Origin of the sequence: Escherichia sp. E4702 (assembly GCF_963883545.1) — a bacterium.
Classification (GTDB): Bacteria; Pseudomonadota; Gammaproteobacteria; order Enterobacterales; family Enterobacteriaceae; genus Escherichia.
This window is the reverse complement of sequence record NZ_CAWORF010000017.1, coordinates 102,420-123,783: the sequence shown is the minus strand read 5'-3', so window position 1 is coordinate 123,783 and position 21,364 is coordinate 102,420. Positions and strand designations below refer to the sequence as shown.

Sequence of the window (21,364 nt, the reverse complement as noted above, 5' to 3'; positions counted from 1 at the left end):
ATTAAGTCTGTAGCGAACAGGGTTATTTGTTGAACAAATGGCCCATTTTCTCGGCTTTAGTATCGAGATAGTGTTCGTTATTTGGGTTACGGCCAACAATCAACGGCACGCGCTCAACAATGTTGATACCTGCTTCGGTCAGAATTTCGACTTTTTTGGGGTTGTTGGTTAACAGACGGACTTCATTAACGCCCAGTAACTTGAACATGTCGGCGCAGAGGGTGAAATCACGTTCATCAGCGGCGAAACCTAACTGATGATTGGCCTCTACAGTATCGTAACCTTGATCCTGTAACGCATAAGCACGGATTTTATTCAACAAACCGATGTTACGTCCTTCCTGACGGTGGTACAGCAAAATACCACGGCCTTCTTCGGCAATATGCGTCAGTGCCGCTTCAAGCTGGAAGCCGCAATCGCAGCGCAAGCTGAACAGGGCATCACCGGTCAGACACTCAGAATGGACGCGTGCCAGGACAGGAGTATGTCCTGAAATGTCGCCATAAACTAACGCGACATGATCGTGTCCGGTTGCCAGTTCTTCAAATCCCACCATCAGGAAATCGCCCCAGGGGGTTGGCAGTTTGGCTTCTGCCACACGTTTAAGCTGCATGAAATTCTCCAGATAATGCTGGTTCTGTATTGGCTTATTTTGCCATAACGCGAAGGGGTTCTCCTAATCACGACGCGCCAATCGTTCACTGAATGGCACAAATCTGTCAATTTTTACTGGAGCAGGCATTTTCAGTTATGATTGTGGGAATTATAAAAAGGAGAGGTCATGCGTTCGATTGCCAGACGTACCGCAGTGGGAGCTGCACTATTACTTGTAATGCCGGTAGCTGTATGGATTTCTGGCTGGCGTTGGCAACCAGGAGATCAAAGTTGGCTGTTAAAAGCGGCCTTTTGGATCACTGAAACCGTTACTCAGCCTTGGGGCGTCATTACACATCTGATTTTATTCGCTTGGTTTCTCTGGTGTCTGCGTTTTCGCCTCAAAGCCGCAATTATGCTGTTTACCATTCTGGCTGCGGCGATCCTCATTGGACAAGGCGTGAAATCCTGGATAAAAGATAAAGTTCAGGAGCCGCGCCCCTTTGTGATATGGCTGGAAAAAACACATCATATTCCGGTTGAGGAGTTCTACAATTTAAAACGTGCGGAACGCGGAAGTTTAGTGAAAGAACAGTTGGCTGCAGAAAATAATATACCGGGCTATTTACGCTCTCACTGGCAGAAAGAGACGGGTTTTGCCTTTCCTTCCGGTCACACGATGTTTGCTGCCAGTTGGGCGCTGCTGGCCGTTGGGTTACTGTGGCCGCGTCGGCGAACTTTCACCATTGCACTCTTGCTGGTTTGGGCCACGGGAGTCATGGGAAGCCGCCTACTGCTCGGGATGCATTGGCCGCGTGATTTGGTGGTGGCTACATTGATTTCGTGGGCGCTGGTGGCGGTGGCAACCTGGCTTGCACAACGAATTTGTGGGCCATTAACACCACCTCCGGAAGAAAATCGTGAGATAGCGCAACGAGAAGAAGAAAGTTAACGCTGGTTGATTTTCTGATTTTCGCCCTTAAATCACCAACAATGCACGTAGTTGCCATTTCGCAGTCGGCGTGAAAATGGTACTTTAAAGGGCTATTGCGGTAAGTTGACCATAATTTATGCGCTCTAACCACATAACGGGAAGTAATGTGAAATATTTACTCATTTTCTTATTGGTGTTGGCGATTTTCGTGATTTCGGTCACGTTAGGTGCGCAGAACGATCAACAGGTGACGTTTAACTATCTGTTAGCGCAAGGGGAGTATCGTATCTCTACTTTGCTGGCGGTATTGTTTGCTGCGGGCTTTGCTATCGGTTGGTTAATTTGCGGACTGTTCTGGCTGCGAGTTCGTGTTTCTCTGGCGCGTGCTGAACGTAAAATAAAGCGACTGGAAAACCAGCTTTCACCCGCGACTGATGTGGCGGTAGCGCCGCATGCGTCAGTGGCGAAGGAATAACCTTCTATGCTGGAGTTGTTGTTTCTGCTTTTGCCTGTAGCCGCTGCCTATGGCTGGTATATGGGCCGCAGAAGTGCGCAACAAAACAAGCAAGATGAAGCCAATCGCCTGTCACGTGATTACGTGGCGGGGGTTAACTTTCTGCTTAGCAATCAACAAGATAAGGCGGTGGACCTGTTCCTCGATATGCTCAAAGAGGATACCGGCACCGTTGAAGCTCACCTTACGCTCGGAAACTTGTTCCGATCCCGTGGCGAAGTCGATCGCGCAATTCGCATCCACCAAACTTTAATGGAAAGCGCCTCGCTGACCTATGAACAGCGCCTGTTGGCAATTCAGCAACTGGGGCGTGATTACATGGCTGCCGGATTGTACGATCGTGCGGAAGATATGTTTAATCAATTGACTGATGAAACTGACTTCCGTGTTGGCGCTTTGCAACAACTCCTGCAAATCTACCAGGCCACCAGTGAATGGCAAAAGGCGATCGATGTCGCCGAACGTTTGGTTAAACTGGGTAAAGATAAACAGCGGGTCGAAATAGCTCATTTCTATTGTGAATTAGCTCTTCAATACATTGCCAGCGACGATCTCGATCGTGCCATGACGTTGCTGAAAAAAGGGGCGGCGGCCGACAAAAACAGCGCGCGCGTATCCATCATGATGGGGCGTGTGTTTATGGCCAAAGGCGAGTACGGCAAAGCCGTCGAAAGCCTGCAACGCGTTATTTCTCAGGACAGAGAACTGGTCAGCGAAACGCTGGAAATGCTGCAAACCTGCTATCAGCAACTGGGTAAAACTGCCGAATGGGCAGAGTTTCTCCAGCGAGCGGTGGAAGAAAATACGGGTGCTGATGCTGAACTGATGCTTGCAGACATCATTGAATCGCGTGACGGGAGCGATGCAGTTCAGGTTTATATTACGCGCCAGTTGCAACGTCACCCAACCATGCGCGTGTTCCACAAATTGATGGATTACCACCTCAATGAAGCGGAAGAAGGGCGTGCAAAAGAGAGCCTGATGGTGTTGCGCGATATGGTTGGTGAGAAGGTACGCAGTAAGCCGCGTTATCGCTGCCAGAAGTGTGGTTTTACCGCTTATACCCTCTACTGGCATTGTCCGTCCTGTCGGGCCTGGTCGACCATTAAACCAATTCGTGGTCTGGATGGCCTGTAGTTTTAAAAAAAATCGACTTTAGTTACAACATACTAATGGTTGTTATCAACAAATGTGCTTCGGTAACTCCTGCATGGAAAAGCCTGACAGGGGAGAAATCGCAACTGTTAATTTTTTATTTCCACGGGTAGAATGCACGCCGTTTACCTTTTTCGCGCCACTTCCGGTGCCCATCATCAAGAAGGTCTGGTCATGACGTTAACTGCTTCATCTTCTTCCCGCGCTGTTACGCGTTCTCCCGTCGTTGTTGCCCTTGATTATAATAATCGTGATGCTGCGCTGGCATTTGTCGACAAAATCGACCCACGCGATTGTCGTCTGAAAGTTGGCAAAGAGATGTTTACGCTGTTTGGGCCACAGTTTGTCCGTGAACTGCAAGAGCGTGGTTTTGATATCTTCCTTGACCTGAAATTTCACGACATTCCCAACACAGCAGCGCACGCCGTGGCCGCAGCGGCTGACTTAGGTGTGTGGATGGTGAATGTTCATGCCTCTGGCGGGGCGCGTATGATGACCGCTGCTCGTGAGGCGCTGGTTCCGTTTGGCAAAGACGCGCCGTTGTTAATAGCGGTAACTGTGCTGACTAGCATGGAATCAAGCGATCTGGCGGATCTCGACGTGACACTGTCACCTGCGGATTATGCAGAGCGTCTGGCGGCGCTGACACAAAAATGTGGTCTTGATGGCGTGGTGTGTTCTGCCCAGGAAGCCGTTCGTTTTAAACAAGCGTTTGGTCAGGACTTCAAACTGGTTACGCCGGGTATTCGTCCGCAGGGGAGTGATGCTGGCGACCAGCGCCGTATTATGACGCCAGAACAGGCGCTGGCAGCTGGAGTTGATTATATGGTGATTGGTCGCCCGGTGACGCAATCTGCGGATCCAGCGCAAACGCTGAAAGCGATCAACGCCTCGTTACAGCGGAGTGCATAATGAGTGATTCCAACAGCCGTCTGGTCTATTCAACGGAGACTGGACGTATCGATGAACCGAAAGTAGCCCCTGTACGCCCTAAAGGTGATGGCGTTGTGCGTATTCAACGTCAAACCAGCGGCCGCAAAGGTAAGGGTGTTTGCCTGATTACAGGTGTTGATCTCGATGAAGCTGAACTGATAAAGCTAGCGGCAGAACTGAAGAAAAAATGCGGCTGCGGAGGGTCAGTAAAAGAAGGAATTATCGAAATTCAGGGTGATAAGCGTGATTTATTAAAATCAATGCTCGAAGCGAAAGGCATGAAGGTAAAACTCGCAGGCGGTTAACAAAAAAAGCCACGAAAATATTCCGTGGCTTTCGTTTATTTTACTGTGTGTATTATTCAGTTATTTCGTACTGAACAGAGTTAAGCGTATTATAATTGCGAGTCGCTAATCGACATTTATTTACGATTATTTACCGACCTGGTGACCGATAATACCACCGACTGCTGCACCGCCTAACGTACCCAGCGTGCTGCCATCAGTTAGTACTGCGCCACCTAAAGCACCTGCACCCGCACCGATTGCGGTATTACGATCTCGTTTAGACCAGTTAGAACAGGCACTCAGAGACATAGCCAGCGTAATCGCCAGAACAGCCGCGGTCATTTTTTTGCTCGTTACAAACATAATACTCTCTCCTGAATTTATGATTCACGGAAGTAAGCTCTCTTTAACTATAATAGTTAAGACGCTTTCTGAAAAAGTTATTTTCCGTGAAATCCTCTCGCGCAGGGTTATATCACGCAGGTGACAGTCACTTCCTGTTATATCGCTAATGTTAAGTTTACAACTTTGAAGTTTTAAGGACAGGTAAATAGTCTTAATTAACAACCAGGAATCATCTTAGAGCGGATGATTTGCGAAAGTGCAAATCATCCGTAGAGGAGGGGACATTAATTGTTGATGACGTGAACCGTCAGTCTATTATGCTCAAGATGCAACAGGTGGCTGGCAGGTATCTTCGAGTCGGTAATGACCCGTTTGATTTTCTCAACAGGGCCGATGGAGTAAGAATGTACGGCACCAAATTTTGAGCTGTCCGTCAGAACGATTGCTTCGCACTCTTTTTCCAACACTGCATTGACTACGTCGGTACGCATCATATCGCGTCCAGTAAATCCAGTTTCAGATTGCCAGCCATCAATACCAATAAATGCCTTACTGAAATGAACCTGCTGGATACACTGACGTGTCAGAGGGCCAACCATGCTTTCGCTTTTTTTCTGGTACACGCCACCAAGTAGAATGACTTCACAGGGCGCGTCTTTCAACAAATGCGCAATGTAGCTGCTAACCGTAATGATGGTAACATCTTTCTTCTGTTCGCCTAACGTGCGAGCCAGAAGGGCATTGCTGCTGCCATTTTCAATAAAGATAGTTTCACCTGACTGAACCAGAGAGGCCGCAAACTCGGCAAGTTCACGCTTCAACGTATAATTACTCATCATCCGGGTTTCAACATCATCGCTATCAAGCGAAACTGCAAAACCATGCGCGCGGCGTAGATAACTCAGTTTTTCGAGGGTGTTGAGATCCTGGCGAATAGTAACTTCAGAAACACCCGTGGCTTTTGCCAGTTCGGTTACGCTAACCTGACCCTGGTCAATGACCATCTGTAGAATTGTTTGTTGTCGGGAATTCATCGCTGTAATTCTTATAACGTTATAATATTTAATAAAAAAGCTGACGCGCCTGGCATCCTTTTCTGCTAAATGGAAAGCCTGAAAGCACGACTGTTAAATCTCCCACGGTGCCTTCGGGATGTCTGGCGTAGATGCAGCAACCTGGCGCAAGAGTTCTGCTTTTAGTATCTCGAGATTATGGATCGCAGAGTGGTGATCGCCCGCCACAAGGATATCTAACACAATATCAATACGTTCGGCAACGCGCTGGGCATCAAATTCAGACATGAGGGCATCCTTATGGCAAATAAAGGCAAAAATGAATAATGCAAAAATTGCCACTAAAAGAGAAGCGTATAGTGGCAAAGGCCAATTTTCATTCGAGAAAATGATATGTGATAAGATTATATATCGCTAATTATATACATTCGTCTCTTTATAAGCGTTTCAGGTAACGTTTAAACCAACGTTCAAAGGCCACAGCAGGCATTGGTTTGGCAAACAAAAATCCTTGCCTCTCATTGATGCCGTTCTTGGTTAAAAAGGCATCTTCTTTTGTGCTTTCCACGCCTCTCGGCGATGACTTGCAGATTCAATGCCTGTGCGACGGCGACAATCGCGCGCACTAATGACTGCGAGACAGGTTGTTTGTGAATATTACGGACAAAAGCCTGGTCAAGTTTAATCGCATCGATGGGAAAACGGGCCAGTTGCGAAAGCGAAGAGTAGCCGGTGCCAAAATCATCCAAATGCACTTGCGCGCCTAACTGACTAAATTGCTGAATGACGGAGAGGGCGAGTTCATCATTTTCTATCAGACAGCTTTCAGTTAACTCGATATCAATAGGGCAGTATTCAAAATTCAGTTCTTGAAGAACCTGCTTCAGATCGGTAAAAAGAGTTTGATCGGCAAACTGGCGAGCAGAGATGTTCACCGCTACCCGCAGATTAATGCCTTTATCACGCCATTTCGCCACCTGACGCACCACATCGAGAATCACCCAACGTCCTAATGGAACAATTAGCCCAGACTCTTCGGCATAGGAAATAAAGTCTAACGGGGGAATGAGTCCGCGTTCAGGCGACTGCCAGCGCACCAACGCTTCCAGGCTTCGAACTTCACCGCGCCAGGTGATTTTCGGTTGATAATGAATCACTAACTGATCGTTTTCCAGCGCCTTACGCAGGTTGGTATCAAGCCAAAGATATTCGAAAACACGTTGGTTCATTTCTGGCGAAAAAACACAGAACTGTCCGCGCCCACCTTCTTTTGCGGTGTACATTGCGGTGTCGGCATGGCGAATAATGGCTGCGCTGTCCATACCATGTTGTGGCGAAAGTGAAATACCGACGGAACAGCCAGTATAGACTTCAATTAAACCAATGCGGAAGGGTTGGCGAAGCCGGGTTAAAATACGCGATGCCATCGCTTCCAGTGCGCTTTGTGATGTATTGGGTGCCAGTACCAGAAACTCATCCCCGCCAGGACGCGCCAGCACCTGATCCTGTTCAAGGCAGCTTAAAATGGCCAGTGACACCTCACGTAATAACTGGTCGCCAAATAAATGCCCGTAAGCGTCGTTTACCTTTTTAAAATTGTCTAAATCAAGATATACAACACCAACCTTACAGTCGTTAGCTTGATCAATGGCATGATCGATTAACGCCTGCATGGCGTTACGATTCGGTAGTCCAGTGATGCTGTCGGTATTTGCCAGTATGCGAAGTCGTTCCTGGGCGCGACGCTCTTCGGTAATATCGGTGCCGGAACAGATTAAATAGATCTCATTTTTGCCGCTACCGCTGTGCACAAATTTGTTGCGAAACAGAAATAGCCGTTGACCTTTGCGCGTTGGTATCCAGAGCTCAATTTCATAAGCGTTACCACTGCGAAAAAAGCCGCGGTTATTGCGGCTGGATGCTGCAGCTTCACGACGGCTCATAAACAGCTTAAATACGCTTTGCCCAATGACATCGTGCTCTTTGAAACCTGTGTATTCTTCACATAATCGGTTAAACCGTTGGATATTTCCCCGGCTGTCAAGAATGACTATCGCGGAATGAGCTTCAGACACTACCTGTTCAGCAAAAGAAAGCCCATGCGATAAATCGCGGGCTACTGCAAGTGTGTCATGCCATGCAGACGCGTTGCCGCCCCATTCGCGCTTATTGATTTTTCGTCCAACCAGATGCACAGAAAGATCGCTCTCATTGACGGTCAGACTCATCATCAAGCTGGAAGTGATGACCGTCATTTCCCTGATGCGAGCAGCCTGTTCGGCAGATAACTGCAAAGTACGTTCAGGTTCTGTGGTTTCGGTGGTGGAAAAGCGCAAAACATCGCTGCTTTCCGATAAACGCCAGTATGGATTGTGCGATCCGAGAAAGTTGTACAACGTTGTGGACTCCCTAACTGTTTTCATGAAGCGTGTCTTCCGGTTAACAGCGGAGTTCGCGATTAAAAGAAAGGTCCAACATGAATTACATAAAATTAGCGACGGCTAAACGTATTGTTTTATTTATATATTTATTTGTAATCCAGTTTTGGAAAAACGCCAGTTTACAAACGAAAGTCTGTGAAAAAAATCTGGGGGGATAAAAATGAATGCGGAGACGAGTCAAGTAAACGGCCCATCCGTAATGAATGGGCCGCAAAAGAATATTACGCTACCGGACGAGCAATAATGCTGCGAGTTTCCATACGAACTTCGGCAATAGTGACGTCGATAACATCGGTTACCTTGTAAACCGTTTCACCTTTAATTTGCACGGTGCCATTTTCCTGACTGCAAACCAGTTCATCACGCACAGCGTGTAAGAAAGGCGCAGGAATAAAAGCGATAGCGCCGTTATCAACCAGACGCACACGCATGCCGCCACGGCTGATATCGACAATTTCCGCCGCAAAACGGGTGTCGGTCCCGGCTTTGTCTTTCAGGAAGCGTGCGTATAACCAATCACCGACATCACGTTCCGCCATCCGGTTGAGACGACGACGCTCTGCCATTTGGACGGTGATTTCATCCTGCGGACGCGTCGCTGTTTCGCCTTTAATGATCGCTTTTAGCAGACGATGGTTGATCATATCGCCATATTTACGGATCGGTGAGGTCCAGGTGGCATACGCTTCCAGGCCGAGGCCAAAATGAGGGCCTGGTTCAATGCTGATTTCGGCAAAGGACTGGAAACGACGAATACGGCTGTCGAGGAAACCGGTCGGTTGCGCATCCAGTTCGCGACGCAGTTTGCAGAAACCATCCAGCGTGAGCACTTCTTCAGCATCGACATGCAGACCGTGCGTTTTTAGCAATGCTGCCAGCGCTTCAGCATTTGCCGGATCAAAGCCCATATGCACGTTATAGATGCCAAAACCGAGCTTATCGCGCAGTACGCGGGCCGCACAAATGTTAGCGGCGATCATCGCTTCTTCGACAATACGGTTGGCAATGCGACGAGGCTCGGCGACGATATCCAGCACTTCACCTTTTTCACCGAGAATAAAACGGTAATCCGGGCGATCTTTAAACACCAGTGCATGGTTATGGCGCCACTCACCGCGACGCTGACAAATTTGCGCCAGGAGGCGAATTTGTTCGGCAATGGCCTCATTTTCTGGCTGCCAGTCGCCGGTGTTTTCCAGCCAGTCGGAAACCTGGTCATAAACCAGTTTCGCTTTGGACTCGATGGTTGCGGCAAAGAACTCGATATTGTCTTCAATGGTGCCATCTGCGGAGAGCGTCATCCGACACGCCAGTACCGGGCGAACTTCATTGGCGCGCAGTGAGCAGAGATCGTCGGAAAGCTCACGCGGCAGCATTGGGATGTTGAAACCTGGCAGATAGTTGGTGAATGCACGAACTTTTGCCGCTTTGTCCAGTTTACTACCTTCTGCAATCCACGCGGTTGGATCGGCAATCGCCACGATCAGTTGCAGTTTGTCATCCGGGAGCGCCTTCGCGAAGAGGGCGTCATCCATATCTTCCGTGCTGGCGCTATCGATGGTGACAAAATCCAGTGCAGTCAGATCTTCGCGCACCAGACCTTCGTCGAGCATTTCAGTAGCAACGCCGTTCGGCGCTTCTTTTTCCAGGTTATGACGCGCCAGAGTTACCCACCACGGCACGAAGTGATCGTCGCCAAAAGTGATGTACTGCGTGAGTTCTGCATAGAAAGAACGATCGCCTTTCAATGGATGACGGCGCATTTCGGCAACTGCCCAGTCGCCTTCTTTGAATTCATGTGTCAGGCCACGGGCTGCGCGGCAAGGAATGGCATCTTTCAATAATGGATGATCAGGGACAATGGCCAGACGGTCATTCTTGCCCTGAACTTTACCCACGAAGCGGGTTAGAAAAGGTTCAACCAGTTCTTCTGGTTCGGCAGATTCACGATCTTTTTCGCTGTGGATGACTGCGATAATTCTGTCGCCATGCATCACTTTTTTCATTTGCGGCGGCGGAATGAAATAACTTTTCTGTGCATCGACTTCCAGGAAGCCAAAGCCTTTTTCAGTGGCTTTTACCACCCCTTCAGCGCGGGGCGTCTGGGAATGCAGTTGCTGTTTAAGCTGCGCTAGCAGCGGGTTGTCCTGAAACATAATTGTCTATTTTGGTGGCCATTAGAGCGGCTGACAGTTTTACGCGATTCTGTCTGACGCAGCAAGGTTAATATGTTTCACCCAACGCGATTTTTAAGCGATTGATCCAGCCACAAAGCCCGCTCCATACCAACAAATTAATAACCTGCGTTGATGATATTTCGTGTTCGAGTAATGGGCTGAACTGGGCGGCGCTAAAGCGATCGGGTGCTCGGGTCAGCCATTGTATCGCCTGAACGGTAGCGCGCTCAACACAATGGCTATCAGCCCACCGATTAATTTCATTTTCACCCTGACGTAGAATGAGGATTGCTTCTTTATATTCTGCTGTTGAATATGTTTGGCTAGCGAAGCAAGCGGCGCTGCCATTAATCCGCGCGGTTAACAACGTCGCAAGTTGATGGTTGGTTTCGGCGCTAACCAATGTGCTGGCGAATAGCTCCTCAAGGCGTGAAAGTAGAGCGGGGTGAAGATTGAGTATTTCGGTCAGTTGGCTGAGTTCAACCGACGAACTATTCACTGCATCTTCAGGTAATTTTTCTACGGCGTAGCAGGTACGCCAGCGAGTTGATTCATTCGCAAACAGTGAGGCATCGGCGTAGTTTTGCATCTCCAGACCGGGTAGCCAACGAACGGGTTGCTCGAGATAAGCCTGCAATGTGGCAATCACTCGCGCCTGAAAACCGACAAAGCCAATAATTTGGTTAATGAACACACAATCCCAGGCGGTAAGGCCGACATCTTTAAGATGCTCACGGGACCGACCGTCGATAATAGATGGAGAGAAGGCCAGTTGGCGGGCATATTGTGTGATTTGCGCCAGCCGATGATTACTTTCCCTGGAGGGATCCGGTCCGGGAAGTGGTGTCAGGCGCGCGGAATAGTAGTTGCACAACCGCTGGACGCCGCAGACCTGAGCAACCGTCAGGGCTGTAGACAGGCGTTCATAAGCGGTGAATGTCTGCAAGCGGGTCACGGCCAGCTGATCCGGGAACAACGCTCCGGCGAGTGCACGTGCGGGTGCCAGCCATGACTGAAAGGGGGCCAGCGTTTGTTCCTCAAGAATCACGTCGAGCAAAAAAGGGTCGTTGACCTTTGCGGCTTCGGGTACAAGTGGCAGAACGTTATGCTCTGAAGTGCTGGATTGGATTTCATGATACCAGTGGCTTTTGCCTGAACTATGGCGTTGTTCCATGGGCGCTCCTTGGTCATAACGGAAATCGTTATCCTGACGCAAGGCGGGAAGGGGAGAAAGACGGATCGGCGATAACAAATATCAGAAAGGTATAACAGAGAAAATGGGCGGCAGAACGCCGCCCATCTTGACCAACAGAACGATTATTTCAGTTCCAGTTCGTTCATTGCAGCGATGCTGAAACCGCCGTCAACGTGGACCACTTCACCGGAGATACCGGCAGAGAGATCGGAGCACAGGAACGCTGCGGAGTTACCCACATCTTCGATGGTAACGGTACGACGAATCGGCGTAACGGCTTCGCAGTGTGCCAGCATTTTACGGAAGTCTTTGATGCCGGAAGCGGCCAGCGTACGGATCGGACCTGCGGAAATGGCGTTAACACGCACACCTTCCGGCCCCATCGCGTTAGCCATATAGCGCACGTTAGCTTCCAGAGATGCTTTTGCCAGACCCATAACGTTGTAGTTCGGGATAGCGCGCTCAGCGCCCAGGTAGGAAAGGGTCAGCAGAGCAGAGCCCGGATTCAGCATGGAGCGGCAAGCTTTTGCCATTGCAACGAAGCTGTAGGAGCTAATGTCGTGGGCAATTTTGAAGCTTCACGCGTTACGGCGTTAACATAGTCGCCATCCAGCTGATCGCCAGGTGCAAAACCAATAGAGTGTACGAAACCGTCAAATTTCGGCCAAACTTTACCCAGTTCAGCGAACATGGTGTCGATGCTGGCATCTTCGGCAACATCGCACTGCAGAACGATGTCAGAACCTAATTGAGCGGCAAATTCTTCTACGCGGCCTTTCAGTTTGTCGTTCTGGTAGGTGAATGCCAGTTCAGCTCCTTCGCGGTGCATCGCCTGAGCGATACCGTAGGCGATGGACAGTTTGCTGGCAACACCGGTTACCAGAATGCGCTTACCGGAAAGAAAACCCATAGCTTTAATCCTTATTGTTGATGCTTGTTGTGCCTGAAAATCAGGCGATTCGTCGTTTTAGTAAACAGTACGAACAGATAAACGGTTATTATAATCAACCTGGCTGTGGGTGGCTATAGTTGCGCTTTCTGTACCGGAGAGAATCAGCAGTCCAGAGCATTTTGCGACGCCTGCAAGGGGCCGATTGTGGAAATATCTTATAGCGTCTGGCTTTAAAACTATTCGTATTACTTCCGGTAAGTTTGATGATAAAACAGACGCGGATTTATCAGGTCCGGCGTTTGTTGTGTCATCGGCGATTAATAATCTGGCGCCAATCAGTCGCTGTCTTATCTCTGACAAATAGCCCCAATTTAATATTGTCAACTATCTTCACAGAATCTCCACAATCTCTTCATTATCAGAATATACACCATGAATAAGATAAAAATACTTTCCCTCACTTTGGAGAAATGTATAATTGGCAAAAATGAGAATGATCGTTCTCACTAAGTGAAAGGACAGGAGACAGAAATGACCAGCAAGCTGGAGATACGTCACAAACAGCGTCAGGATGAAATCATTAACGCCGCCCGTCGGTGTTTTCGTCGCTGCGGGTTTCACGCCGCCAGTATGTCGCAAATTGCCAGCGAAGCTCAGCTTAGCGTGGGTCAGATATATCGTTACTTCGCCAATAAAGACGCCATTATTGAAGAGATGGTTCGCCGTATCATCGACTTTCGTATTGCCCAGATGGACATTGACGCGCGTACCGATCACTTCCCGGAAGTTCTTGCTTTGCGGAAATCCTTAAATGAGGACGACGACGCGTTGATGCTGGAAGTGGCTGCAGAAGCCACACGCAACCCACGGGTGATGGCGATGCTCGAGGAAGCTGACGCCAGAATGTTCGCTAACGGTTGTGCACATATGAAAAGAATGCATCCCCATCTTAGCGATGAGCACATTCGTTGCTGCGTTGAAGTGCTTGCCACCATGATGGAAGGTACGGTTTATCGTCGCTTAACACCGCAAAAAAGCGATCCCCAACGTCTGCAAAAAATATATCAGGACATTGTCAGTATGTTGATAAATTAATAAGAAAAGAATTAACCGATAGTGGGGGATATTAATCCCCCTTATTTCATTGCGAAATTCATTTCGCGATGCGGGTTCGTTATATCTGAATATCCCTGACATATCCTCATTAATTTTAATGGGGAGGGTATTGTTCACCCTGGAGAAAATAATGAAGTATATAGCAACGTCTGTAGTGGCAATGCTACTCTTATCTGGTTGTGATAATACGCAAAATAACAATTCATCCCCGTCGGAAACAGAAGTGGGCGTTGTTACGCTCAAATCTCAACCGGTTTCGGTAGTCAGTGAATTAACCGGACGCACCAGTGCGGCACTCAGTGCTGAAGTACGTCCGCAGGTTGGGGGAATTATCCAGAAACGCCTATTTACTGAAGGCGATTTAGTTAAGGCCGGACAACCATTGTACCAAATTGATGCGGCCAGTTATCGGGCGGCATGGAATGAAGCCCGGGCAGCATTACAACAGGCACAGGCACTGGTAAAAGCCGATTGCCAGAAAGCGCAGCGTTATGCCCGACTGGTGAAAGATAACGGTGTGTCACAACAGGATGCTGATGATGCTCAGTCTACCTGCGCACAAGATAAAGCCAGTGTTGAAGCGAAAAAAGCCGCACTGGAAACCGCGCGCATTAATCTTGACTGGACCACGGTAACCGCGCCGATTTCGGGGCGTATTGGCATTTCGTCGGTGACCCCTGGCGCACTGGTGACCGCGTCGCAGGATACAGCGTTAACGACTATTCGTGGTCTGGATACAATGTATGTCGACCTCACTCGCTCCAGTGCCGATTTATTACGTCTGCGCAAACAGTCACTGGCGACCAACAGTGACACCATGAGCGTCTCACTTATTCTGGAAGATGGCACAACCTACAGCGAAAAAGGGCGTCTGGAACTCACCGAAGTCGCTGTGGATGAGTCTACCGGCTCGGTGACATTACGGGCGATTTTCCCCAATCCACAACAACAATTATTACCAGGCATGTTTGTTCGCGCTCGTGTCGATGAAGGCGTGATGGAAGACGCTATTCTCGCGCCTCAACAGGGCGTCACGCGCGATGCTAAAGGCAATGCAACTGCGCTGGTGGTAAATAAAGACAATAAAGTAGAGCAGCGAACGCTCGAAACGGGAGAAACGTATGGTGATAAATGGTTGGTGCTGAACGGCCTGCATAACGGCGACCGACTGATTGTTGAAGGTTCCGCCAAAGTCACTTCAGGGCAGACCGTCAAGGCTGTTGAAGTTCAGGCTAATGGAGGCAACGCCTGATGTTTTCGCGCTTTTTTGTTCGCCGTCCGGTCTTTGCCTGGGTTATCGCCATTTTGATTATGTTGGCGGGTATTCTGGCCATTCGCACATTACCCGTCGCGCAATATCCTGACGTTGCGCCGCCGACCATTAAAATATCAGCCACTTATACCGGTGCTTCAGCCGAAACGCTGGAGAACAGCGTGACCCAGGTTATCGAACAGCAACTCACCGGGCTGGATAATTTGCTCTATTTCAGCTCAACCAGCAGCTCTGATGGTTCGGTCAGTATTAATGTGACCTTTGAACAAGGTACCGATCCCGACACTGCACAGGTTCAGGTGCAGAATAAAATTCAGCAGGCGGAGTCGCGCTTACCGAGTGAAGTGCAGCAAACTGGCGTCACAGTGGAAAAATCACAAAGCAACTTTTTGCTGATTGCTGCCGTGTATGACACTACCGATAAATCGACCAGTTCCGATATTGCTGACTGGCTGGTGAGTAATCTTCAGGACCCCCTGGCGCGTGTTGAAGGTGTGGGGAGTCTGCAAGTCTTTGGCGCGGAATACGCTATGCGCATCTGGCTCGACCCGGCCAAACTGGCGTCTTACTCGCTGATGCCTTCAGACGTGCAAAGTGCTATTGAAGCGCAAAACGTGCAGGTTACTGCCGGGAAAATAGGGGCATTGCCTTCACCGGATACTCAGCAACTGACCGCAACGGTACGTGCGCAGTCTCGTTTGCAGACGGTGGATCAGTTCAAAAATATTATCGTGAAAAGCCAGTCAGACGGCGCAGTTGTTCGTATAAAAGATGTGGCTCGCGTTGAGATGGGCAGTGAAGATTATACCGCTATCGGCAAACTTAACGGTCACCCGTCTGCCGGGGTTGCTGTAATGCTTTCGCCCGGTGCGAATGCGCTGAATACGGCGACGCTGGTCAAGGATAAGATTGCCGAATTCCAGCGGAACATGCCGCAGGGATACGACATCGCATACCCGAAAGACAGCACTGAATTTATTAAAATCTCCGTAGAGGACGTAATTCAGACGCTGTTTGAAGCCATCGTACTGGTGGTTTGCGTGATGTATTTATTCCTGCAAAACCTGCGTGCCACACTGATTCCGGCGTTAGCTGTCCCCGTCGTTTTGCTGGGCACATTCGGCGTTCTTGCGTTGTTTGGCTATTCGATTAATACCCTGACGTTGTTTGCAATGGTGCTGGCGATCGGCTTGCTGGTGGACGATGCCATTGTGGTAGTGGAGAACGTCGAACGCATTATGCGTGACGAAGGGTTGCCCGCGCGTGAAGCCACGGAAAAATCAATGGGCGAGATTTCTGGCGCACTGGTTGCCATTGCGCTGGTGTTGTCAGCCGTATTCCTGCCGATGGCCTTCTTTGGGGGATCTACGGGAGTAATTTATCGTCAGTTTTCGATAACCATTATCTCCGCAATGCTGCTTTCCGTGGTGGTAGCATTGACCTTGACTCCCGCGCTGTGCGGTTCCGTCCTCCAGCATGTTCCGCCGCATAAAAAAGGCTTTTTCGGCGCATTTAACCGCTTTTACCGCCGTACTGAGGATAAATATCAGCGAGGCGTAATTTATGTCCTGCGCCGTGCTGCCCGAACAATGGGTGTTTATGTCGTGCTGGGTGGTGGAATGGCCCTGATGATGTGGAAACTGCCGGGCAGTTTCTTACCCACTGAAGACCAGGGCGAAATCATGGTGCAGTACACGTTGCCAGCTGGGGCGACCGCAGCTCGTACAGCAGAAGTGAATCGCCAGATTGTTGACTGGTTCCTGATTAACGAGAAAGCAAATACCGATGTCATCTTTACCGTTGATGGTTTCAGTTTTAGCGGCAGCGGACAGAATACCGGGATGGCGTTTGTCTCGTTGAAAAACTGGTCACAACGTAAAGGGGCAGAAAATACCGCCCAGGCTATCGCCTTACGGGCAACCAAAGAGTTGGGGGCAATTCGTGATGCAACGGTATTTGCGATGACGCCGCCTGCAGTTGATGGTCTGGGGCATAGCAATGGCTTTACGTTTGAATTAATGGCAAGTGGTGCGACTGACCGCGAAACCTTGCTTAAAATGCGTAATCAGTTGATTGAGCAGGCTAATCAAAGCCCTGAGCTGATTTCTGTACGTGCCAATGACCTGCCGCAAATGCCGCAATTGCAGGTAGATATCGATAACAATAAAGCCGTATCGCTGGGGTTGAGCTTAAGTGATGTCACCGACACGCTGGCAAGCGCGTGGGGCGGTACTTATGTGAATGACTTTATTGACCGTGGTCGTGTGAAGAAAGTTTACATTCAGGGCGACAGTGAATTTCGTTCCGCGCCGTCAGATTTAGGGAAATGGTTTGTGCGCGGTAGCGATAACGCCATGACGCCGTTCTCTGCTTTTGCCACTACACGTTGGATCTATGGCCCGGAAAAACTAGTTCGCTACAACGGTTCTGCGGCTTATGAAATTCAGGGCGAAAACGCGAGTGGTTTTAGTTCTGGCGACGCGATGGCAAAAATGGAAGCTCTGGCAAACAGTCTTCCTGCGGGAACGACCTGGGCCTGGAGTGGTTTGTCATTGCAGGAGAAATTGGCCAGTGGTCAGGCATTAAGTCTGTACGCAGTCTCTATTCTGGTGGTTTTCCTCTGTCTTGCAGCCCTGTACGAAAGCTGGTCAGTCCCGTTCTCGGTCATTCTGGTGATCCCTCTGGGGCTTCTTGGCGCTGCGCTGGCGGCCTGGATGCGTGATTTAAACAACGATGTTTACTTCCAGGTGGCGCTATTAACCACTATCGGCTTGTCGTCGAAAAACGCCATTCTGATTGTGGAATTTGCTGAAGCGGCAGTTGCTGAGGGCCATTCCCTGAGTCGGGCGGCATTACGCGCGGCGCAGACTCGTTTACGCCCAATCATCATGACCTCGCTGGCGTTTATTGCGGGGGTAATGCCGCTGGCGATGGCGACCGGCGCAGGTGCGAACAGCCGTATCGCCATTGGTACGGGCATTATTGGCGGTACGCTGACCGCTACGTTGCTGGCTATTTTCTTCGTTCCTCTGTTTTTTGTACTGGTGAAACGTTTGTTTGCCAGTAAACCGCGCCGTCAGGAGTAAGTTATGTTGCGTCGTTCTCTTATTTTTCTGGTGCTGTTGAGTGCGGGATGTGTCTCGCTCGATCCTCACTACAGCACGCCTGAATCCCCAATCCCGGCGACCTTGCCGGGAGCACAGGGCCAGGGGAAGGCAATCAGCCATGGCTGGCAGCAGGTGATCCACGATCCCCGATTGCAGCAGGTAGTAACCATTGCACTGAACAGTAACCGCGATGTGCAAAAAGCGATTGCTGATATTGACTCTGCACGGGCGCTCTATGGGCAAACTAATGCGTCGTTATTCCCGACGGTGAATGCGGCCTTAAGTTCGACACGCAGTCGTTCGCTGGCGAATGGTACGGGAACCACTGCCGAGGCTGACGGCACGGTGTCCAGTTTTACGTTAGATCTGTTTGGTCGTAATCAGAGTTTATCTCGGGCGGCGCGAGAAACCTGGCTTGCCAGTGAATTTACAGCTCAGAACACCCGTTTAACGCTGATTGCTGAAATCAGCACCGCCTGGCTGACCCTGGCGGCCGATAACAGCAACCTGGCCCTGGCAAAAGAAACGATGGCCAGTGCAGAAAACTCATTGAAAATTATCCAGCGCCAGCAACAGGTTGGCACGGCGGCAGCGACAGATGTCAGTGAGGCGATGAGTGTTTATCAGCAAGCGCGCGCCAGCGTTGCCAGCTATCAGACACAAGTGATGCAGGATAAAAATGCACTGAACTTACTGGCAGGTACAACGCTTGCGGAAAATCTGCTACCGGGAACACTGGAAAGTCTGTCGGAACAGATGATAAGCCTGGTTCCTGCGGGAGTGTCATCTGACGTTCTGCTGCGTCGCCCGGATATCCAGGAAGCAGAACATAATCTGAAGAGCGCCAATGCCGATATTGGCGCCGCGCGGGCTAACTTTTTCCCGACGATTTCGCTGACTGCCAGCGCTGGTGTTGGCAGTGACGCATTGTCATCGCTGTTCAGCCACGGAATGCAGGTCTGGTCATTTGCGCCATCGGTAACATTACCGCTGTTCACCGGCGGTAGTAATCTGGCGCAGCTTCGTTACGCAGAAGCACAAAAGCGCGGGCTCATTGCCACCTATGAAAAAACAGTTCAGAGCGCGTTTAAAGATGTTGCTAACGCACTGGCGCGGCGGACCACGCTTGAAGAGCAACTGGATGCACAGCGTCAGTATGTTAAAGCTGAACAACAAACGGTCGATGTTGGCCTGCGTCGTTATCAGGCGGGTGTTGGTGATTACCTGACCGTGTTGACGGCACAGCGCAGCTTGTGGAGCGCACAGCAGGAGCTGCTGGCATTGCAACTGACTGATTTTACGAACCGGATCACGATCTGGCAGTCGCTGGGCGGCGGCATGTCATCACTCAAGTAAGGAATAGTATGGCTAGAGTCTCTCTTTCATGGGCGTTGATTCTTGGTCTTTTAGCCGGTATCGGCCCGATGTGTACCGATCTTTATTTGCCGGCATTGCCGGAGATGTCTGAGCAACTGGCGGCAACCACGACCATAACGCAATTAACGCTGACTGCATCACTGATCGGTCTTGGCGTCGGACAACTGTTATTTGGCCCTCTGAGCGACAAAATAGGGCGTAAACGTCCGTTAATCTTGTCGTTGCTATTATTTATTGTTTCTTCCATTTTGTGCGCGACAACGAACAATATTTACTGGCTGGTGGTCTGGCGTTTTATTCAAGGGATCGCGGGGGCAGGTGGTTCGGTGCTCTCTCGTTCTATTGCTCGTGACAAATATCAGGGAGTAACGCTGACCCAGTTCTTTGCGCTGTTAATGACGGTGAATGGCCTGGCACCGGTGTTGTCGCCAGTGCTGGGCGGGTACATTGTCAGCACGTTTGACTGGCGCACTTTATTCTGGGTGATGGCTGAAATTAGCACCGTACTGTTGCTGGGCTGCCTGTTATTTATCAATGAGACATTGCCAGAAAATAAAAGGGGCTCATCATTGCTATTAACCGGACGAAGCGTGGTGCAGAACCGCCGTTTTATGCGCCTTTGCCTGATTCAAAGTTTTATGCTGGCAGGCTTGTTTGCGTACATCGGCTCTTCGTCGTTCGTGTTGCAGAAGGAATTTGGCTTTAGTCCAATGCAATTTAGCCTGGTATTTGGCCTTAACGGCATCGGACTTATCATCGCTTCATGGATCTTCTCGCGCCTGGCGCGACGGATTAACGCGATGACATTGCTGAGAAGTGGCCTGATAGCGGCAATTTTGTGTGCATTGCTCACGGTCTTATGCGCATGGATACAATTGCCCATTCCGGCACTGGTGGCATTATTTTTCACCATCGCATTTTGTAGCGGCATCGGCACTGTTGGCGGGGCAGAGGCTATGAGTGCAGTAGGGACGCAAGAATCTGGAACGGCGTCTGCGTTGATGGGGATGAGCATGTTTGTCTTCGGCGGTATAGCCGCGCCATTGTCGGGGCTTGGCGGAGAAACACTGTTAAAAATGAGCCTGGCAATTACGGTGTGTTATACGCTGGCATTGCTGGTTGCTTTCACCAGAATCGACAATCAAAAGTAATGAATACCTCATTCTGACGGGGATTTCCCCTGTCAGAATGAGGTACCGGATACTAACGATCTTTACGCCACGCATCCGCCGTCAATGCTTCGCCAAAGTGGCCGGAAATTAGCCGTTTGGTGAGTTCGTGCAGCGGCGATGCCAACACATCCGCAGTGCTACCGCGTTCGACAACTTCTCCCTGATGCATGACCAGCACCTGGTCGCTGATGTGCTTCATCATTCCGATATGCTGGGTAACATAAATATAAGAAATACCCTGTTTCTCTTGTAGCTCCAGCATCAGGTTAATTAGCTGCGAGCGCATCGACATATCCAGCGAGGCGAGGGCTTCATCGGCAATAATCACTTTTGGGCGCAATATCAGCGCGCGCGCCAGACCAAGACGCTGTTTTTGCCCGGGGGCCAACATATGCGGATAGTAACTGACGTGATCCGGTAGCAGCCCAACCATACGCATCGTTTCAATAATCTGTTTGCGGCGCTGTTCCGGTTCCAGGTCTGTGTTCAAACGCAGTGGAAAATCAAGGATCTGCGAAATACGTTGACGTGGATTCAATGAAGTCGACGGATCCTGAAATATCATGCGAATACGCTGGCTTCGGAAGGAATAATCGCCAAAATGCAGAGGATGATCGTCAATCAATAACTCGCCGCTGGTTGGCTCAATCATTCCTGCCAGCATCTTTGCCAGCGTCGATTTACCGGAACCGTTCTCACCAATAATCGCCAGTGTCTGGCGTTCACGCAGCGTAAAGCTCAATGGTTTTACCGCTTCGACTGTCTGACGGCGAAACCAGCCGGTCCTGTAGCGGAACGTTTTGCTTAAATTACGCACTTCGAGCAGAGTTTCTATCATC

At 49.9% G+C, this 21,364-nt stretch carries 19 protein-coding genes and 2 pseudogenes; 12 read left to right on the top strand and 9 right to left on the bottom strand.

The genetic code is table 11. The features are described 5' to 3' along the window. Window positions 1-22: 22 nt before the first annotated feature. A complete protein-coding gene (ribA, locus tag AACU94_RS09945; protein WP_130208847.1) occupies window positions 23-613 on the bottom strand; it encodes a GTP cyclohydrolase II in 591 nt (196 codons plus the stop codon). 168 nt (window positions 614-781) lie between these two features. Here ribA and pgpB point away from each other — a divergent pair, with 168 nt between their 5' ends. The 5 genes from pgpB (at window position 782) to yciH (ending at window position 4,435) form a co-directional block, all read left to right on the top strand. Then, window positions 782-1,546 (top strand): phosphatidylglycerophosphatase B, encoded by a 765-nt coding sequence (gene pgpB, locus AACU94_RS09940; protein ID WP_135489372.1) that lies wholly within the window; start codon window positions 782-784, stop codon window positions 1,544-1,546. A 148-nt stretch (window positions 1,547-1,694) separates the two neighbouring features. Further along, a complete protein-coding gene (gene lapA / locus AACU94_RS09935) occupies window positions 1,695-2,003 on the top strand; it encodes a lipopolysaccharide assembly protein LapA (RefSeq protein ID WP_130208843.1) in 309 nt (102 codons plus the stop codon). 6 nt (window positions 2,004-2,009) lie between these two features. Further along, window positions 2,010-3,179 (top strand): lipopolysaccharide assembly protein LapB, encoded by a 1,170-nt coding sequence (lapB, locus tag AACU94_RS09930; RefSeq protein WP_135404299.1) that lies wholly within the window; start codon window positions 2,010-2,012, stop codon window positions 3,177-3,179. A 192-nt stretch (window positions 3,180-3,371) separates the two neighbouring features. After that, window positions 3,372-4,109 (top strand): orotidine-5'-phosphate decarboxylase, encoded by a 738-nt coding sequence (gene pyrF, locus AACU94_RS09925; RefSeq protein WP_135489371.1) that lies wholly within the window; start codon window positions 3,372-3,374, stop codon window positions 4,107-4,109. After that, on the top strand, window positions 4,109-4,435 hold the full coding sequence (gene yciH, locus AACU94_RS09920) for a stress response translation initiation inhibitor YciH (protein WP_064527234.1): 327 nt from the start codon (window positions 4,109-4,111) through the stop codon (window positions 4,433-4,435). The genes pyrF and yciH overlap by 1 nt, the downstream gene beginning before the upstream one ends. Before the next feature lie 126 nt (window positions 4,436-4,561). Here yciH and osmB read toward each other — a convergent pair whose 3' ends face one another. From osmB to AACU94_RS09905, 3 genes are all read right to left on the bottom strand, one after another. After that, window positions 4,562-4,780: an osmotically-inducible lipoprotein OsmB gene (gene osmB / locus AACU94_RS09915; protein ID WP_000498252.1), complete on the bottom strand. Its 219-nt coding sequence runs from the start codon at window positions 4,778-4,780 to the stop codon at window positions 4,562-4,564. A gap of 266 nt (window positions 4,781-5,046) precedes the next feature. Then, window positions 5,047-5,796 carry a DNA-binding transcriptional regulator YciT gene (yciT, locus tag AACU94_RS09910; protein ID WP_135489370.1) on the bottom strand — a complete coding sequence of 250 codons (750 nt, stop codon included), beginning with the start codon at window positions 5,794-5,796 and terminating at the stop codon, window positions 5,047-5,049. 93 nt (window positions 5,797-5,889) lie between these two features. Beyond that, window positions 5,890-6,063: a YciZ family protein gene (locus tag AACU94_RS09905; RefSeq protein ID WP_130208833.1), complete on the bottom strand. Its 174-nt coding sequence runs from the start codon at window positions 6,061-6,063 to the stop codon at window positions 5,890-5,892. 38 nt (window positions 6,064-6,101) lie between these two features. Between AACU94_RS09905 and AACU94_RS24720 the strand changes: the two genes are divergently transcribed. Further along, entirely contained in the window at window positions 6,102-6,167 is a 66-nt protein-coding gene (locus AACU94_RS24720; RefSeq protein ID WP_445236446.1) for a hypothetical protein, read from the top strand. A gap of 44 nt (window positions 6,168-6,211) precedes the next feature. On the opposite strand, the pseudogene pdeR reads toward AACU94_RS24720, so the two are convergent. After that, a pseudogene (pdeR, locus tag AACU94_RS09900) lies at window positions 6,212-8,198 on the bottom strand (cyclic di-GMP phosphodiesterase). Window positions 8,199-8,251: 53 nt separating this feature from the next. Between pdeR and AACU94_RS09895 the strand changes: the two are divergent. Beyond that, complete coding sequence (locus tag AACU94_RS09895; protein WP_130208829.1) at window positions 8,252-8,374, top strand: hypothetical protein; 123 nt, start codon at window positions 8,252-8,254, stop codon at window positions 8,372-8,374. Between the two features lie 63 nt (window positions 8,375-8,437). Here AACU94_RS09895 and AACU94_RS09890 read toward each other — a convergent pair whose 3' ends face one another. The 3 genes and pseudogenes from AACU94_RS09890 to fabI all read right to left on the bottom strand — a co-directional run bounded on the left by AACU94_RS09890 (window position 8,438) and on the right by fabI (window position 12,498). Further along, window positions 8,438-10,372 (bottom strand): exoribonuclease II, encoded by a 1,935-nt coding sequence (locus AACU94_RS09890; protein WP_135486190.1) that lies wholly within the window; start codon window positions 10,370-10,372, stop codon window positions 8,438-8,440. A 67-nt stretch (window positions 10,373-10,439) separates the two neighbouring features. After that, on the bottom strand, window positions 10,440-11,567 hold the full coding sequence (locus tag AACU94_RS09885) for a carboxymuconolactone decarboxylase family protein (protein ID WP_135489369.1): 1,128 nt from the start codon (window positions 11,565-11,567) through the stop codon (window positions 10,440-10,442). A gap of 143 nt (window positions 11,568-11,710) precedes the next feature. Next, window positions 11,711-12,498: pseudogene (gene fabI, locus AACU94_RS09880) on the bottom strand (enoyl-ACP reductase FabI). Window positions 12,499-13,011: 513 nt separating this feature from the next. Between fabI and AACU94_RS09875 the strand changes: the two are divergent. From AACU94_RS09875 to AACU94_RS09855, 5 genes are all read left to right on the top strand, one after another. After that, window positions 13,012-13,575, top strand: a complete 564-nt coding sequence (locus tag AACU94_RS09875) for a TetR/AcrR family transcriptional regulator (RefSeq protein WP_130208821.1) — start codon at window positions 13,012-13,014, stop codon at window positions 13,573-13,575. A gap of 151 nt (window positions 13,576-13,726) precedes the next feature. Continuing rightward, the gene (locus tag AACU94_RS09870; RefSeq protein WP_135489368.1) at window positions 13,727-14,848 is read left to right on the top strand and encodes an efflux RND transporter periplasmic adaptor subunit; all 1,122 of its coding nucleotides are present in this window, start codon (window positions 13,727-13,729) and stop codon (window positions 14,846-14,848) included. Next, a complete protein-coding gene (locus AACU94_RS09865) occupies window positions 14,848-17,955 on the top strand; it encodes an efflux RND transporter permease subunit (RefSeq protein ID WP_167856186.1) in 3,108 nt (1,035 codons plus the stop codon). Before AACU94_RS09870 ends, AACU94_RS09865 begins: the two co-directional genes overlap by 1 nt. Before the next feature lie 3 nt (window positions 17,956-17,958). Beyond that, window positions 17,959-19,332, top strand: a complete 1,374-nt coding sequence (locus AACU94_RS09860) for an efflux transporter outer membrane subunit (RefSeq protein WP_135489367.1) — start codon at window positions 17,959-17,961, stop codon at window positions 19,330-19,332. 8 nt (window positions 19,333-19,340) lie between these two features. Then, the gene (locus tag AACU94_RS09855; protein ID WP_135489366.1) at window positions 19,341-20,504 is read left to right on the top strand and encodes a multidrug effflux MFS transporter; all 1,164 of its coding nucleotides are present in this window, start codon (window positions 19,341-19,343) and stop codon (window positions 20,502-20,504) included. Between the two features lie 52 nt (window positions 20,505-20,556). Here the strand turns inward: AACU94_RS09855 and sapF are convergent, their stop codons facing one another. Continuing rightward, window positions 20,557-21,363, bottom strand: coding sequence for a peptide ABC transporter ATP-binding protein SapF (gene sapF / locus AACU94_RS09850; RefSeq protein ID WP_000573415.1), 807 nt, complete (start codon window positions 21,361-21,363; stop codon window positions 20,557-20,559). Window position 21,364 lies beyond the last annotated feature (1 nt).